The organism is Pandoraea sp. CB10b_02 (assembly GCF_002216225.1).
GTDB lineage: Bacteria > Pseudomonadota > Gammaproteobacteria > Burkholderiales > Burkholderiaceae > Pandoraea > Pandoraea nosoerga.
In genome coordinates this window covers 1-15,419 of the sequence record NZ_NJGW02000003.1, presented here as the reverse complement: position 1 = coordinate 15,419, position 15,419 = coordinate 1, and the positions used below count along the sequence as shown (strand labels likewise).

The following is a 15,419-nucleotide window of genomic DNA, read 5'->3' as shown; positions in this document are numbered from 1 at the left end:
CGCCCGTTTTATTTTTGAAAGGGGTGACATGGCCGGGCTCGGCGCGACCGGTCACGGGGCGTCGCGGGGCGCGGTAGTGTTGGCCGAAGTGCGCTGAGGTGCGCCGAGGTGCGCCGAGGTGCGCCGAGGTGCGTGACTCGCTGCCCGGTACACCCGCGGGTAAGATACAGAAATTCAAATTGCGCGAGACGCCGCAGTCGGGGGCGCGAACGAATGCGCCTGGCGCCTCGCCTCGGAAGTTCAAGGAATACAGAGATGACATCGAAGGGACTGGATAGCGAATCGTTCGACCTGTTGCTCGCGGCCGTGCAGCGCTTCATCCGCGAGCGGCTGGTGCCGGCCGAGAACGACGTCGAGGAGCAGGACGAAGTGCCGCCGGCCATCGTCGACGAGATGAAGGCGATGGGGCTCTTCGGCCTGTCGATTCCGGAAGCCTATGGCGGCATCGGGCTGTCGATGGCGCAGGAGGCGCGCGTTGCGTTCGAGTTCGGGCAGACCTCGCTCGCGTTTCGCTCCGTGTTCGGCACGAACGTCGGCATCGGCTCGCAGGGCATTCTGATGGACGGCACCGAAGCTCAGAAGCGCGAGCTGCTGCCCCGCGTGGCGAGCGGCGAGCTCATCATGTCGTTCGCGCTCACCGAGCCGGATGCCGGCTCGGACCCCGCGGCGCTCAAGACACGGGCCGTGCTCGACGGCGACGCCTATGTCATCGACGGCGTGAAACGCTTCATCACCAACGCTCCGCGCGCGGGGGCGTTCACGCTGATGGCGCGCACCGGCGGCGAAGGCGCGGGCGGCATCTCGGCGTTCATCGTCCCGGCCGACACGCCCGGTCTGTCGCTGGGCAAACCGGACAAGAAGATGGGCCAGCGCGGCACCAGGACCTGCGATGTCATTCTTGACGGCGCGCGCGTGCCGGCTGCGAACATCATCGGCGGCGAAGCGGGCAAGGGCTTCAAGACGGCCATGAAAGTGCTCGACCGTGGGCGCCTGCACGTGGCTGCACTGGCTTGCGGCATGGCGCAGCGCATTCTCGACGAGTCGGTCGCCTACGCGCGCGAGCGCAAGCAGTTCGGCCAGCGCATCGGCGACTTCCAGCTCGTGCAGGCGATGCTCGCCGACAGCCAGGCCGAGCTCTACGCCGGCTGGTCGATGGTGCAGGACTGTGCGCAGCGCTACGACGCGCGTCCCGCCGGCAGGCGCGACACCGACGTGAGCATGCGCGCCTCCTGCGCGAAGCTGTTTTGCACCGAGATGGTCGGGCGCGTGGCGGACCGCGGTGTGCAGATCCACGGCGGCGCGGGCTACATCAACGAGTACAAGGTCGAGCGGTTCTACCGCGACGTGCGTCTGCTGCGGCTGTATGAAGGCACCACGCAAATCCAGCAATTGATCATCGGCCGCGCGCTCATGCAGGACGACTGAGGCGGCGCCCGCGACGCCCATCGGGGGCGCATTCGCGCCCCGCCGGGCGCTTCATCGTGGTGCGCCCGCTGCGGCATGCAGAACATCTTGCACTGCTGCGGTGCGGAAAATTTCCGAGCAATTTCAGATTCTCCCTATGGGGGATGCGCCGCTCCAGCCTTGTCCTGTCGCGCTTTTCCCGATATTTCCCCCGGCCTGGCACGCTTGTTGCGTTAGCGTAAAGGCCAGCGGCAAAGGCGTCGCCGGCAACGAATTCGAAGGCGACGTTGGGGCGCAATGGTCTGCGACGTCGCCACAGGACAACGGCGTCCCTCCGTGCTTCGGCGCGGACGGACGCCGTTTTGTTTTTCGGGCGCAGCAGGCATTGCAATGGGAGAAGAGAGCATGCGCAAACCTCGTCTGGTCGTTATCGGCAATGGCATGGCCGGCATCCGCACGCTAGAGGAATTGCTGGAGATCGCGCCGGATCAGTACGACATCACCGTATTCGGTGCCGAGCCGCATCCGAACTACAACCGCATCCTGCTCTCGCCGGTGCTTGCCGGGGAGCAGTCGTTCGCCGACATCGTGCTCAACCCGCTCGAGTGGTACGAGAGCAAGGGCATCACGCTGCATCTGGGCAAGGAAGTCACGCAGATCGACCGGCCCCGCCGCGTCGTGCGCTGCGCCGACGGCACCGAAGCGCCATACGATCGGCTGCTGATCGCCACCGGCTCGAGCCCGTTCATCTTGCCGGTGCCGGGCAACGACCTCGAGGGCGTGATCAGCTACCGCGACATTCGCGACACCGAGATCATGATCGAGACGGCGCGCGTGAAGCGCCACGCGGTGGTGATCGGCGGCGGCCTGCTGGGGCTGGAGGCGGCCAACGGTCTCAAGCTGCGCGGCATGGACGTGACCGTCGTGCACCTGGCCGACACGCTGCTCGAGCGTCAGCTCGACAGCACGGCCGGCAAGCTCCTGCAGCAGTCGCTCGAGGCGCGCGGTCTGGCGTTCCGCCTCTCGCATCAGACCTCGGCCATTCTCGACGACGGCCACGGGCGCGTGAGCGGCGTGCGTTTTAGCAACGGCGACGAGATCGCGGCCGAGCTCGTCGTGATGGCCGCGGGCATCCGCCCGAACACCGCGCTCGCCGAAGCGGCGGGCCTCCATTGCTCGCGCGGCATCGTCGTCTCCGACACGTTGCAGACCTACGATCCGCGCATCTACGCGGTAGGTGAGTGCGTGAGCCACCGCGGCGTGGCGTACGGTCTGGTCGCCCCGCTCTTCGAACAGGCGAAGGTCTGCGCGAACCATCTTGCGCTCATGGGCATTGGCAGCTATCGCGGCTCGGTGCTCTCGACCAAGCTCAAGGTCACGGGCATCGACCTGTTCTCCGCCGGCGACTTCCAGGGCGGCGAGGGCACCGAGGAAATCGTACTGTCCGACCCGGCCGGCGGCGTCTACAAGAAGCTGGTGATACGCGACGACAAGCTCGTCGGGGCTTGCCTTTACGGCGATACGGCCGACGGCGCGTGGTACTTCAAGCTGCTGCGCGAAGGGCGCGCACTGGGCGAGCTGCGCGAGCGCATCATGTTCGGCGAATCCAGCGTGGGCGACGTCGGCACGCAAGGGCAGAACCGCGCGGCGGCGATGGCCGACAGCGACGAGGTGTGCGGCTGCAACGGCGTGTGCAAGGGCACCATCGTCAAGGCGATCACCGAGAAGGGCCTGTTCACGCTCGACGAGGTGAAGAAGCACACCAAGGCCGCGAGCTCGTGCGGCTCGTGCGCGGGGCTGTGCGAGCAGATTCTGATGAGCACGCTCGGCTCGACCTACGACGCCGCACCCAAGGAAAAGGCGGTGTGCGGCTGTACCGATCTCTCGCATGCCGAGGTGCGTCGCGCCGTTCGCGAGCATCACCTGACCACGCACCGCGCCGCCTTCGACTTTCTCGAGTGGCGCACCCCCAACGGCTGCGCAACCTGTCGCCCGGCGCTCAATTACTACATGCTCAGCACCTGGCCGAAGGAGGCGGTGGACGATCCGCAGAGCCGCTTTGTCAACGAGCGCGTGCACGCCAACATCCAGAAGGACAACACGTTCTCCGTCGTGCCGCAGATGAAGGGCGGCGTGACGAACCCGAGCGAGCTGCGCCGCATTGCCGACGTGGCCGACAAATACCGGATTCCCATGGTCAAGGTCACCGGCGGCCAGCGCATCGATTTGCTCGGCGTGAAGAAGGAAGACCTCGTCAACGTGTGGCGCGATCTGGGCATGCCCTCGGGACACGCCTACGGCAAGTCGATCCGCACGGTGAAGACGTGCGTGGGCAGCGAGTTCTGCCGCTTCGGCACGCAAAACAGCACGCAGATGGGGATCGACCTGGAGACGATGCTCGCGAACATGTGGTCGCCGCACAAGGTGAAGCTCGCCGTGTCGGGGTGCCCGCGCAACTGTGCTGAAGCCGGCATCAAGGACGTGGGCGTGATTGCCGTGGACTCGGGCTGGGAGCTCTACGTTGGCGGAAACGGCGGGATCAAGACCGAAGTCGCGCAGTTTCTCGTGAAGGTGAAGACGGCCGAGGAAGTGAAGGAGTACACAGGCGCCTTCCTGCAGCTCTACCGCGAGGAGGCGTACTACCTCGATCGGACGGTGCATTACATACACCGCGTGGGGCTCGACTACGTGAAGCAGCGCGTGGTGGCCGACGCCGCCAATCGTCGCGCGCTCTACGAACGGCTGCTCTATTCGCTCGACGGTCTGCCCGACCCATGGCAGGCGCGCATCGACGGTGCGCAAGCCAATGAATATCGTCCGCTCGTGCCGCAGCGCGTCGAGCCGGCGACCGTGTGAAATCGACGGAACCGCCTGAAATTGCTGGAAATCGCCTGAAGGAAACTGCCATGACGCTATCCGAACCGATCTGGCTGCACGTGTGCGACATCGACGCGATCCCGCGACTGGGCTCGCGCGTCATGCCGCACGCCGGCGGCGACATTGCGCTGTTCCGCACCGAAGCGGACAAGGTCTTCGCGCTGCGTGACAAGTGTCCGCACAAGGGCGGCGCGCTCTCGCAGGGCATTGTCCACGGCGAGCGCGTGACGTGCCCGCTGCATGCCTGGAACATCGATCTGGCGACGGGGCAGGCATGCGCGCCCGACGTGGGCTGTGCGCGGCGCTTTGCCGTGCGGATCGACGCGGACCAGGTGTACCTGTGCGTGGATGACGTGGACGACGCGGGTGACGAGGCGCCCGGAAAGACCACGGAACCGGCGGAACCGGCCGCCGCCTGACGTGCCGGTAACGCACTCGCAATGCCGCCAACGTCACCCTGCCGATCACGCCCTTGCTACAGCCGGAGCCGTCCATGAACACCATCACGCAAACCACCTGCTGCTACTGCGGCGTCGGTTGCGGCATGCTCGTCGAGAGCGACGGTGAGCGCATCGTCGGCGTAAGGGGCGACCCGGCGCACCCGGCCAACCAAGGGCGCCTGTGCAGCAAGGGCATGACGCTGCCGATGACGACACAGTCGTTGACCGGGCGCGTGCTAACCCCCGAACTGCGCACCGCGCGCGATGCCGCTCGCGCGCCCGTTGCATGGGACGAGGCGCTCGACACGGTCGCCTCGCGCTTTGCGGACGTCATTCGCCGCCACGGGCCCGACGCCGTGGCGTTCTATGTCTCGGGGCAACTGCTCACCGAGGACTATTACGTCTTCAACAAGCTCGCCAAAGGGCTGGTGCGCACCAACAACATCGATACCAACTCGCGGCTGTGCATGTCGAGCGCGGTGAGCGCCTACAAGATGGCGCTCGGCGCGGATGGTCCGCCCACGTGCTACGACGATCTCGAAGCCGCGCGCACGGTACTGTTCGCGGGCAGCAACATGGCGTATGCGCATCCGGTGCTGTTCCGGCGGCTGGAAGCGGCGAAGGCCGCCGATCCGTCGATTCGCTGGATCGTGGTGGACCCGCGCCGCACCGACACGGCCGCGATGGCCGATCTGCACCTGCCCATCGTGCCCGGCACCGACGTGGCGCTCTTTCACGGCATGCTGCACCACCTGATCTGGGAAGGGCGCATCGACCGGGAGTACATCGACGCGCATACCGAAGGGTTCGACGCGCTCAAGCAGACGTTGCGCGACTATCCGCCGCAACACGCGGCGGACATCTGCGGCATCGACGAAGCGGCGCTGCGTCAGGCGGCCGACTGGTTCGGCGAAAGTCCGGCCGCGCTCTCGCTTTACTGCATGGGGCTCAATCAATCGAGCCACGGCACCGAGAAGAACCTGGCGCTCATTCATCTGCATCTGGCCACCGGGCAGATCGGCCGCGCCGGCGCGGGTCCGTTTTCGCTGACCGGCCAGCCGAACGCCATGGGCGGGCGCGAGGTCGGCGGCCTCGCGACGATGCTCGCGGCGCATCGCGAGATCGGCAACGCCGCGCACCGCGCCGAGATCGAGCGCCTGTGGGGCGTGCAGGGACTGTCCGACCGGCCCGGCCTGCCGGCCGTCGAGATGTTCGATGCGGTGCGCGACGGCCGCATCAAGGCCATCTGGATCGCCTGCACGAACCCCGTGCACTCGATGCCCGACAGCGCACGGGTGCGCGAAGCGCTGGCGTCGGCGGAGTTCGTGGTGGTGCAAGAGGCGTTTCACCAGACCGACACCGTGCCGTATGCCGATGTCCTGCTGCCCGCGGCAAGCTGGGGCGAGAAGGCGGGCACCGTCACGAATTCGGAGCGGCGCATCTCGCGCGTGCGCGCGGCCGTGCCGCCGCCCGGTGCGGCGCGCGCGGACTGGTGGATTGCGAGCGAAGTCGCGCGCCGCCTTGCGCCGATGCTCGATGCGCCGCCCGAGCCGTTCGCCTTCTCGTCGCTCGAAGCGATTTTCGACGAGCATCGCGCGCTCACCGTCGGCCGCGATCTCGATATCGGCGGGCTCGACTATGCGCGACTGGAACAGCTCGGCCCGCAGCAGTGGCCGTTTCCGGCTGGCGCCTCGCAGGGGCTTGCGCGCCGTTATGAAGACGGCGTGTTCGCCACCGCCGACGGACGCGCCCGCTTTCATGCGTTCGAATACCGGCCCGTGGCCGAGCCCATCCATGCGCGGCATCCACTGCGGCTCATCACGGGGCGACTGCGCGACCAGTGGCACGGCATGAGCCGCACGGGACGCGTCGGCCAGCTCTTCGACCACGCACCGGAGCCGACACTCACGATGCATCCGGCCGACGCGGCGCGACGCGGTCTTCGGCCGGGCGACTTCGTGCGGCTTTCCAGTCGTCGCGGCGAACGGGTGCTGACGCTCGCGCTGAGCGACGACGTGGCCTCCGGCACGGTGTTCGCCGCGATGCACTGGAGCGGACAGTTTCTGAATGGCGGGGGCGTGAACGACGCCACGACGGGAGCGGTCGATCCGTACTCGAGGCAGCCGGAGCTCAAGCACGCGGCCGTGCGCGTCGATCCGCTTACGTTGCCGTGGCGCGTGGCGGCCGTGCGGCGCGGCGATGCGCTGCGCTTGCACGCGGCCGTGCAGCCGCTGCTCGCCGCGCGGCGTTTTGCGACGGTGCGCCTCGAAGGTGACGATCGCATCGTGGTGACGGCCGCCGACGATCAGCCCGATGCCGACTGGCTCGAGCGCCTGCACGCAGCGCTCGATCTGCCGCGCGACGAATCGCTGCTCGAGTATCGCGATGCGCGCCGTGTCATGACGAAGCGCGTGGCATGGCGCGAGACGCTGATCGACGGCGTGCTCGTCGCGGGCAGCGAGGCGGACGTGGCGGGCTCGGCGTCGCTGCTGGCGCGGGTGCGCGAAGGTTCGCCGTGGACGCGCCCGCGGCACGCCGTGTTCGTCGCCGACCGTGCTCCGGCGGCGCCACGCGACCTGACGGTGTGTCAGTGCAAGCAGATCAAGGCATCGCGTATTACGGCGGCGATTGCGGCGGGGGCGGACCTCGCCGGACTCAAGGCGACGCTCGGCTGCGGCACCGTGTGCGGATCGTGCGTGCCCGAGCTGCAGCGCATGTGCGCCGCGCCCGGGGTGAAGGCGGCCGTGCCGATGGCGAGCGGCGCCGCATGAGGGCTCGCCGCGCGCCGTCGCGGCTCACTGCCGCCCGTTGCGCATGTTGCGCACACGAGTTGCAAGACACAAGGCGGGCAGTACGGGACTCGTCGCGCGAAGCGATATGCAGGATATCGGGGAACCAAGGGAGAACGATCATGAAGCCAGGCAAAGTCACCCTGCTCAGCGCCGGACCGGGCGCGCTGGACTTGCTCACGCTGCGCGCGGCGCGCGTACTGGGCGAAGCGGACGTGCTGCTCGTCGACGATCTGGCCAATCCGGAGATCGCCACGCTCGCGCCGCAGGCTCGCGTGATTGCCGTGGGCAAGCGGGGCGGCTGCCGGTCCACGCCGCAGGTGTTCATCGAGCGGCTGATGTGTCGCCTTGCCCGGCGCGGCGCGCATGTGGTGCGGGTGAAGGGCGGCGACGCGCTGATGTTCGGCCGTGCGGGCGAGGAGATGGCGGCCCTGCGTCGTGCGGGCGTGCCGGTCGAGATCGTGAACGGGGTCTCGGCGGCGTTCGCTGCCGCGGCCGGTCTTGGCATGTCGCTCACGCACCGCGATCACTGCGCCGGCGTGACTTTCGTTACCGCGCACCGTCAGGACGGCAGTGCGCCGAACTGGTCGGCGCTCGCGGCGACGGGAACGACGCTCGCGATCTACATGGGGCTGCAGCGCGTGGAGACGTTGACCGCGACGCTGCTCGGGCATCTGTCGCCTGCCACGCCGGCGGCGGCGGTGCAATGGGCTGGCACGCCGCAGGAGCGCCGCATGGTGACGTCGCTCGGGCGGCTGGCCGCGGACGTGCGCGCGGCCGGCTTCACGAGCCCGGCCATCCTGCTCGTGGGCGGCGCGGTCGGTGAGGCGGCGTGCGCGGACCGTGACGGGCGCGATGCGCTTGGCGCGGCGGCGCCCGACCGGCTCGCGAGCGGCGTAATGACGATGGCAGACGGTGTCATCGCCCAGGCCGCCTGAAGCGTTGTGTTGTAGCTGCCTATACTCGAATGGCCCGAAGTCGTGGCTTGAAGTCGTGGCTTGAAGTTGCGGCGTGGAGGTGCGGCTTGAGTTGTTCGAAGTCGTTGCTTGACCGGATTGCCTGACTTGCCTCGTTGGCTTGATTTGCTTGATTTGACCGCTTGACCCGACTGGACTCGATGCAGCCGCACTCGCGGCGCACCGGAACCCAACCTTACGACCGGCCTGCTGGCCCCCACGAACTTGCCGAAAAAAACGGACGCCGAGGACATCGATCTTTCGGCTGACCCATCCGTCCCGACGCCTTCGTCGCGTTTTCCCGCAGCGCCGGACGGCGCGCAGGGCATGTTGCGCGTGCTGCTCGTCACCGACACGGACAAGCCGATCGGCGAACTGCGCGCAGCGCTCGCTCGCCTGGGCTGCGAGATGCTCGCCGAAGTGGCCAAGCCGCAGGCGCTGCCGCGCGTGGTCGAGAGCGAGCGTCCTGACGTGGTCATCATCGACACGGAATCGCCCTCGCGCGACACGCTCGAGCAGCTCGCGGTGATGAATGCGGCCGCACCACGCCCCGTGCTGATGTTCTCGGCCGACGGCAATCAATCGCTCATCCGCGCGGCCGTCGATGCCGGCGTCACGGCGTACTCGGTCGAAGGGCTCGCGGCCGACCGCCTCGCGCCCATTCTCGAGGTCGCGCTCGCGCGCTTCGCGCATGAGGAGAAGTTGCGCGCACGGCTCGCCAAGGCGGAGAGCGAACTGGCCGATCGCAAGCTGATCGACCGCGCCAAGCGTCTGCTCATGGACCGGCGCCGGATTTCCGAGCAGGAGGCGTATGCCATCCTGCGCAAACGGGCAATGGATCAGGGCGAGAAGCTCGCCGAAGTGGCGCGCCAGCTCGTCTCGATCGCCGAATTACTGGGATAGACACTGCTCATGTCCACGTCATCATGGTTGACTCCCCAGGCGCCAACGACAGGCGGTGCGCCGGAGAAGCGTCATTTGCGGGTGGGGTTCGTCGCGCTGTCCGACGCCGCGCCGCTGATCGTGGCCAAGCGCCTCGAGCTGGGGCACGAACACGGCCTCACGCTGGAGCTGAGCCGCGAGTCGTCGTGGGCGGCGATTCGCGACAAGCTGCTCACCGGCGAGCTCGACGCCGCACATTCGCTCTACGGGCTGGTGTATGGCGTGCAACTGGGCATTGGCGGGCCGCGCGAGGCGATGGCCGTGCTGATGGTGCTCAACCGCAACGGGCAGGCGATTACGGTCACGCCTTCGCTGGCCGACGCGATGGCGCAGACGGGCGACGTGCGCAGCGCGCTCGCGTCGCTCGGGCGCAAGCCGGTCTTTGCGCAAACCTTCCCGACCGGCACGCACGCGATGTTCCTGAACTACTGGTTCGCGGCCCAGGGCGTCGATCCGCTCACGGAGATTTCGCGCATTGTGATTCCGCCCGCGCACATGGTCGCGGCGATGGACGAAGGCGGGCTCGACGGCTTTTGCTGCGGCGAACCGTGGCACGCCGTGGCGCAGGCGCGCGGGCTGGGGCGCACGGTCGTGGTGTCGAGCGACATCTGGCCGAATCATCCGGAGAAGGTGCTCGCCTGCCGGCATGATTTCGTGACTCGCTATCCGCGCACGGCTCAGGCGCTGGTGCGCACGCTGCTGAGTGCTTGCCGCTGGCTGGACATGCCGGGGCATCGGGCCGAGGCTGCCGGATGGCTCGCCGAACCGGCGTGGGTCGGCGCCCCGCGCGACCTGATCGCCGCCCGGCTGCTCGGCGACTTCGGACGTCTGCCCGGCAGGCATGCGCTGCTGCCCGTGAGCTTCTTCGACGACGGCGCCGTGAACTACCCGCATCCGCTCGACGGCATCTGGTTCATCGCGCAATATCGCCGCTGGGCGATGGTGGGGGACGAGGCGCTGGCGCAGGCGGCGCAAACGGCCGCGGCGATCAATCAGACGGCGCTGTTCGAGTCCGCCGCGCGTGCCGAGGGGTTGCCAGCAGCGGCCACACCCGCCGGCGACGTGCTGTGTGACGGTAGAGTCTGGGCGCCGGGGAGCGTGCACGACCTGCGTGCCTACGTCGACGGCTATGCGATTCGCGCACCGTGAGCGCGGCGACGGAGGTGGCGGTGGAGCGGTGGGGCGCGGCGGTGGGGCCTCAGCCCGCCAAGGCGTCGCAGTCGTGCAATTCCTCGAATTCCATCGGGGAGCCGAAGGCCGGCGTGCCGGTGATGCCCCTGATGCGTTCGATGGCACCGAGGGCATCGGCGTGCTTGCGGCAGGCGCGCAGCGCACGCGCGCCATGGCGGGGGTGCAGGTTCAGATGGTAGACGAGCGCGAGGAGCACGACGTGGCGAGAAAGATTGGCCAGCATCGGCTCTAGCCCGGCGGCGCTGGCCAGCGCGCGGCGCGCGCCGGGATGCAGGCATGCCAGGGCGAGGATCGCGAACGACCCGGGTACCGCGAGAAACGCTGCTAACGCAATCTTCTTTGTCATGACCGTCGGCTGTGGTGAGGGCGCGCCGCGTTGGGGGTTTGCTGCCGCGCCGGGGAGACGGTGGGGTTCGCAACGCAAACCGGCGCACGTCGTTGTGCGCCGGCGGCTTCAGGCGGGCGTCTCGTCCCGCCCCAGTGCATGCTCATGAGCATACGGATCGGCGCGGGACGGATAAAGCGTCGAAACGGAAAACGTCTGTTGCGCAAAGTGAGGAGAATGGCGAACGGCGCTCGCGCGGCGGGCGCCATGCTCGGGCGTGCGTCGGCGCGAGCGGCGCTGGCGACCAATTAGTGGCGATACCGGTTCAGTTTCAGGCGGGATTCGGCTATTTTCTTGGGGTGTCCGGGCCTGAAGCCCAGTGTGTCCCCAACTCCAGCGATGGCAGCAGCCGTTCCTTTCCCTATCCGTGTCGAATGTCCACCGGGCGCCTGCTCATGCGAGCGCGAGGCGCTTTTGCGCGAGCCGGGCGGCGACATCCGGGTATTGCGATTGACGCAGACCGAGGAGAAGCGGTTGATCGAGCGGATCGAAGCCATCGCGAGTTACGAGGAGCTCAAGCGCATCGCAGGTCTCATGCAGGCGCAGCTCGGCATCGTGCTGCAGATCGCGCCGGGGCCGAACGAGGTGCGCACGGTGCGCGGCATCGGCATCCAGCTCGCGCAACAGCCCGGCCTGTGCCGCAAGACCAGAAAGACCATTCCGGCGGCCGTGCGCCGCTGTCTCGATCGCAATCCCGACATTGCTTACGCCATTCTCGACGAGCACGACCTGCTCGGCGGTGGGGCCGCCTGAGCGCACGGCGCGTCTTACCCGAGCATCGTCACGGCGTCGTCGAGCGAGAGCACGGTCGTGCGCGATTCGAACGATGTCGCGAACAGGCGCTCGTGCGCGAGCTCGTCAGGGTCGTAGCAGCAATCCTTGACGGTGAACAGGCAGTAGTCGGCATCGCTGGCATGGGCGACGGTGGAGAACATGACTCCCGTCGGACCGGGCTCGTGGTGCAAGCGCGTGGAACGCCGCCGCTCGCGCCAGAAAGACAAAAGCCCGTCGATCTTGCGATCGACGGGCTTTCCAATCTGGTTGCGGGGACAGGATTTGAACCTGTGACCTTCGGGTTATGAGCCCGACGAGCTGCCAGACTGCTCCACCCCGCGTCTGAGAAGAGGAATAATACGGGTATTCTGCGCATCGTGTCAAGCATTTATGACATTAACTTTATTGGGCGGATGAAAATCGTGCGGGCCGCGAGCGTTTTCCGGGCGCGTCACGCGCACAAAGCCGGGGCGCATGCCCTCGGCGGCCAAGCAGGCCATCGGGCGCGATCAGCAAGGCGCGTGGCGCTCGGGAATGACGACTGGGGCCGTCATGGGACCGGTTGGACCGGCTGGACCGGCTGGCGTCGGGTTCCCTCGACGCGCCTGCCTGGCATGTACGCGGGCGCGGGTCGGTTGGCACACCGATGCAGTTGCCTTGTCACGATACCGCGCTTACCAGCGGAGGGTGACGCCGGCCTGCACGGAGTGATTCAGCGAGGCGGGGTTCAGGCCGCGCTTGTAGCCGACGTCGAGGTCGAGATCCTTTGTCGGGCTGTAGATGGCGCCGACCAGCGCGTAGGCCGGCTTCGTCTGCGTGGCGGTGTCGGGGTTGGTGGCCAGTCCCACGTCGGCGACCAGACGCACGGCGTCCGTCACGCTGAATAACGCTGCCGTTGACGCATTCCACAGACTCTGGCGGTTGCCGATGCTGTTGTTGTTCCATGTGTAGCCGACGTTGGCCAGGAACGTCCAGCGATCGAGGTTGTACTGCATCAGCAAGTTCGCGCCGGTCGTGGCCCGGCCATTGCCGAGCCCGCGGTCTTCGCTGGCCGTCGGCAGCGAAACGAACGGCTTGAGGCCGAGACTCCATGTCTCGCCTTCGAGGAAGCGCCATTTCGCCTGCAGTTGCAGATCGGTGAAGCCGCTGGTCCAGCCGTCGCCATCGGGGCGCATGCGCTGATAGGGCGCCTGGATGGCGACGTCGAGGTTGGGCAGCACGCCGTAGGTCAGCGTGTTCGTCCATTGTTGCTGACGTGCGCTCGGCAACGTGATCCATTCGCTGTTGAGTTCGAGTTGCCAGTTGCCCGTGTCCTGCGTGCCGGTGTCGTCGGTGACGAGCGGGTTTGTCGCGTGCGCGGCCAACGGCATGAGCGTGGCGGCGACCAGAAGCAGCATCCTCTTCATCGAAAAACTCCCTCGTGCAGTCCGAAAGCCGGAAAATCAGTGGGGCGGATCGTACGGGGCGCACATGACACCGTCAACCATGGCACGCGATGTGTCGTATTTCCGTGTTGGCCGGGCGGGGCGATGATAGACTTCGCCCCCCATTTTCGAAGTCTGACGAGGTGGGGCGATGCCCACGATGCCCACGATGCCCACGACGCCCACGACGCCCCATGGGCACTCCATAGCCACCTCATAGGCACCCCATAGGCACCCCATAGGCACCCCATAGGCACCCCATCGACGTCCGTCTGCCATGCAAGCCAGAAGTCATCTCGTTTTCGGTATCGGCGCCACCTGGTTGATGCATCGCACCGGCTGGGCCGCGAGCGTCCACGACTGGCCCTTGACACTCGTTGGCGCGCTGCTGCCCGACATCGATCATCCCAAGAGTCTGCTGGGGCGACGTATCGCGCCACTGTCGCTCGCTATTTCGGGAGTGTTCGGGCATCGCGGCATGACGCATTCGCTTTTGCTGCCCGTGCTTGCCGCCCTCGCGTGCCTCTATGCCTGGGGCCGGGTGCCGCCGTGGATGCTCGCGCTATGCGCCGGCTACCTTTCTCACCTGCTGGCAGACTGGCTGACGCCAGCCGGCGTGCCGCTTTGCTGGCCGCTGCGCACGCGGTTTCGTTCGCCGCTGTATGTGACGACCGGATCGACCGCCGAGTGGTGCGTTGCCGCCGCGCTTGTCTTCGTCATGTGGCGATGGTGGTAAGCGGGGAAATTCAGCGCCACACGAGTGGCGGCTCGTCCATCAGCGCGACCTGCTCGCGCAGCTCCAGAATGCGATCCTGCCAATAGCGTTGCGTGTTGAACCACGGGAAGGCAGCGGGGAAGGCGGGGTCGTCCCACCGGCGTGCCAGCCAGGCGCTGTAATGCAACAGGCGCAGGGTGCGAAGCGCTTCGGTCAGGTGCAGTTCGCGCGGATTGAAGTCGGCAAAGTCCTCGTAGCCGGACAGGATCTCGTCGAGCTGGACGGTCATCTCGGCTCGCGTTCCCGAGAGCAACATCCACAGGTCCTGCATGGCGGGCGCCATGCAAGTGTCGTCGAAGTCGACGAAGTGCGGGCCGGCGTCGGTCCACAACACATTGCCGCCGTGGCAGTCGCCATGGACGCGCAGCAGTTTTACGTCTCCCGCTCGCTCGTATGAGCGTTCGATGCCTGCGAGCGCGAGATCCACGATGCTGCGCCAGGCGTCTCGCAGATCGGTCGGGATCAGACCGCTCTGCCAGAGGTACTCCACCGGCTGGCGGCCGTAGGTGCCGGCGTCGAGCGTCATTCGGTGGCAAAAGGGCTGCGTGGCCCCGACGGCATGGATGCGTCCCAGGAAGCGTCCGAGCCAGTGCAGCGTGTCGGGGTCTTGCAGCTCGGGGGCGCGTCCGCCGCGTCGAGGAAAGAGCGCGAAGCGAAAGCCGTGGTAGTGATGGAGCGTCCGGCCATGGATAGCGAGCGGCGCGACCACCGGAATCTCGTGCTCGGCCAACGCCTGGGTGAAGGCGTGTTCTTCGAGAATGGCGTCGTCCGTCCAGCGATTCGGACGGTAGAACTTCGCGATCAATGGCGGGCCGTCTTCCATTCCGACCTGATAGACGCGGTTTTCGTAGCTGTTGAGCGCGAGCAGCCGCCCGTCGCTGTAGCTGCCGAGCTGTTCGACGGCGGTGACGACGGTATCGGGCAGCAAAGCCGAGAAGGGATGGGCTTGACCCGAGGGATCGGGAGAGAGGTCGGTGTTCATCGCGATATTTTGCCAAAGGCGGGGGCGCCGGCGCGCGTCCGTGATGCATCGTTCCTTATATATAGAAGAAAACGGCGCCGCAGCGAGAGGGGAGCGAGCGCTGGAAAATTGCGGGATTTCAAAATAGTTTCATAAACTCCTTGCATGTCGTGGCGATCCTGTCTAATATCTCGTCTCTCGCAACGACGGCGACGCGGCGCAAGCAGCGAAGCGACGGGGCGGGAGGGGCCGAAAGGCCTCGGTGGTTGGCGGTTTTTGAGCGGGCGAGTTGCTACGGCGGCGAGCGGGAAGTGCGAAAAAACTGTTGACGACGACGAGAAGCTGCGACATAATCTCACTTCTCTGCTGCTGATGCAGCGACGCGAAAAACGAAGCAACGGCGCGGCAAGTTGGCGACGAAGCGAAGTCAGGCGCGATTGATCTTTAAAAATTGAACAACCGATAAGTGTGGGCACTCGATGAATGGTGCGTCTGCTTCGG

General features: G+C 67.0%; 12 protein-coding genes, 1 tRNA gene and 1 pseudogene. 9 read left to right on the top strand and 5 right to left on the bottom strand.

What is annotated here, in order from left to right:
- Positions 1–255: 255 nt before the first annotated feature.
- The 7 genes from CDN36_RS03610 to CDN36_RS03580 all read left to right on the top strand — a co-directional run bounded on the left by CDN36_RS03610 (position 256) and on the right by CDN36_RS03580 (position 10,557).
- Entirely contained in the window at positions 256–1,425 is a 1,170-nt protein-coding gene (locus CDN36_RS03610) for an acyl-CoA dehydrogenase family protein (RefSeq protein ID WP_150556450.1), read from the top strand.
- A gap of 384 nt (positions 1,426–1,809) precedes the next feature.
- Positions 1,810–4,260, top strand: a complete 2,451-nt coding sequence (gene nirB / locus CDN36_RS03605; RefSeq protein WP_150556451.1) for a nitrite reductase large subunit NirB — start codon at positions 1,810–1,812, stop codon at positions 4,258–4,260.
- 50 nt (positions 4,261–4,310) lie between these two features.
- Complete coding sequence (gene nirD, locus CDN36_RS03600; protein ID WP_150556452.1) at positions 4,311–4,700, top strand: nitrite reductase small subunit NirD; 390 nt, start codon at positions 4,311–4,313, stop codon at positions 4,698–4,700.
- A gap of 74 nt (positions 4,701–4,774) precedes the next feature.
- Complete coding sequence (locus CDN36_RS03595) at positions 4,775–7,492, top strand: nitrate reductase (RefSeq protein WP_287496011.1); 2,718 nt, start codon at positions 4,775–4,777, stop codon at positions 7,490–7,492.
- 140 nt (positions 7,493–7,632) lie between these two features.
- Positions 7,633–8,448, top strand: a complete 816-nt coding sequence (gene cobA / locus CDN36_RS03590) for a uroporphyrinogen-III C-methyltransferase (RefSeq protein ID WP_287496010.1) — start codon at positions 7,633–7,635, stop codon at positions 8,446–8,448.
- 345 nt (positions 8,449–8,793) lie between these two features.
- Positions 8,794–9,369, top strand: a complete 576-nt coding sequence (locus tag CDN36_RS03585) for an ANTAR domain-containing response regulator (protein WP_150556475.1) — start codon at positions 8,794–8,796, stop codon at positions 9,367–9,369.
- 9 nt (positions 9,370–9,378) lie between these two features.
- A complete protein-coding gene (locus CDN36_RS03580) occupies positions 9,379–10,557 on the top strand; it encodes a CmpA/NrtA family ABC transporter substrate-binding protein (protein ID WP_150556454.1) in 1,179 nt (392 codons plus the stop codon).
- A gap of 49 nt (positions 10,558–10,606) precedes the next feature.
- On the opposite strand, the gene CDN36_RS03575 is transcribed toward CDN36_RS03580, so the two are convergent.
- A complete protein-coding gene (locus CDN36_RS03575; protein WP_287496009.1) occupies positions 10,607–10,945 on the bottom strand; it encodes a hypothetical protein in 339 nt (112 codons plus the stop codon).
- Between the two features lie 378 nt (positions 10,946–11,323).
- Between CDN36_RS03575 and CDN36_RS03570 the strand changes: the two genes are divergently transcribed.
- Positions 11,324–11,737 carry a hypothetical protein gene (locus tag CDN36_RS03570; RefSeq protein WP_150556456.1) on the top strand — a complete coding sequence of 138 codons (414 nt, stop codon included), beginning with the start codon at positions 11,324–11,326 and terminating at the stop codon, positions 11,735–11,737.
- A gap of 14 nt (positions 11,738–11,751) precedes the next feature.
- Here CDN36_RS03570 and CDN36_RS03565 read toward each other — a convergent pair.
- The 3 genes and pseudogenes from CDN36_RS03565 to CDN36_RS03555 all read right to left on the bottom strand — a co-directional run.
- Positions 11,752–11,928, bottom strand: a pseudogene (locus CDN36_RS03565) (cysteine hydrolase); the annotation flags it as partial.
- A gap of 94 nt (positions 11,929–12,022) precedes the next feature.
- Positions 12,023–12,099 (bottom strand) — tRNA-Met (locus CDN36_RS03560).
- 333 nt (positions 12,100–12,432) lie between these two features.
- Positions 12,433–13,164: a transporter gene (locus tag CDN36_RS03555; protein ID WP_287496008.1), complete on the bottom strand. Its 732-nt coding sequence runs from the start codon at positions 13,162–13,164 to the stop codon at positions 12,433–12,435.
- A gap of 295 nt (positions 13,165–13,459) precedes the next feature.
- Between CDN36_RS03555 and CDN36_RS03550 the strand changes: the two genes are divergently transcribed.
- Positions 13,460–13,918 (top strand): metal-dependent hydrolase, encoded by a 459-nt coding sequence (locus CDN36_RS03550; protein WP_150556458.1) that lies wholly within the window; start codon positions 13,460–13,462, stop codon positions 13,916–13,918.
- 10 nt (positions 13,919–13,928) lie between these two features.
- Here CDN36_RS03550 and CDN36_RS03545 read toward each other — a convergent pair whose 3' ends face one another.
- Complete coding sequence (locus tag CDN36_RS03545; RefSeq protein WP_287496007.1) at positions 13,929–14,939, bottom strand: serine/threonine protein kinase; 1,011 nt, start codon at positions 14,937–14,939, stop codon at positions 13,929–13,931.
- Positions 14,940–15,419 lie beyond the last annotated feature (480 nt).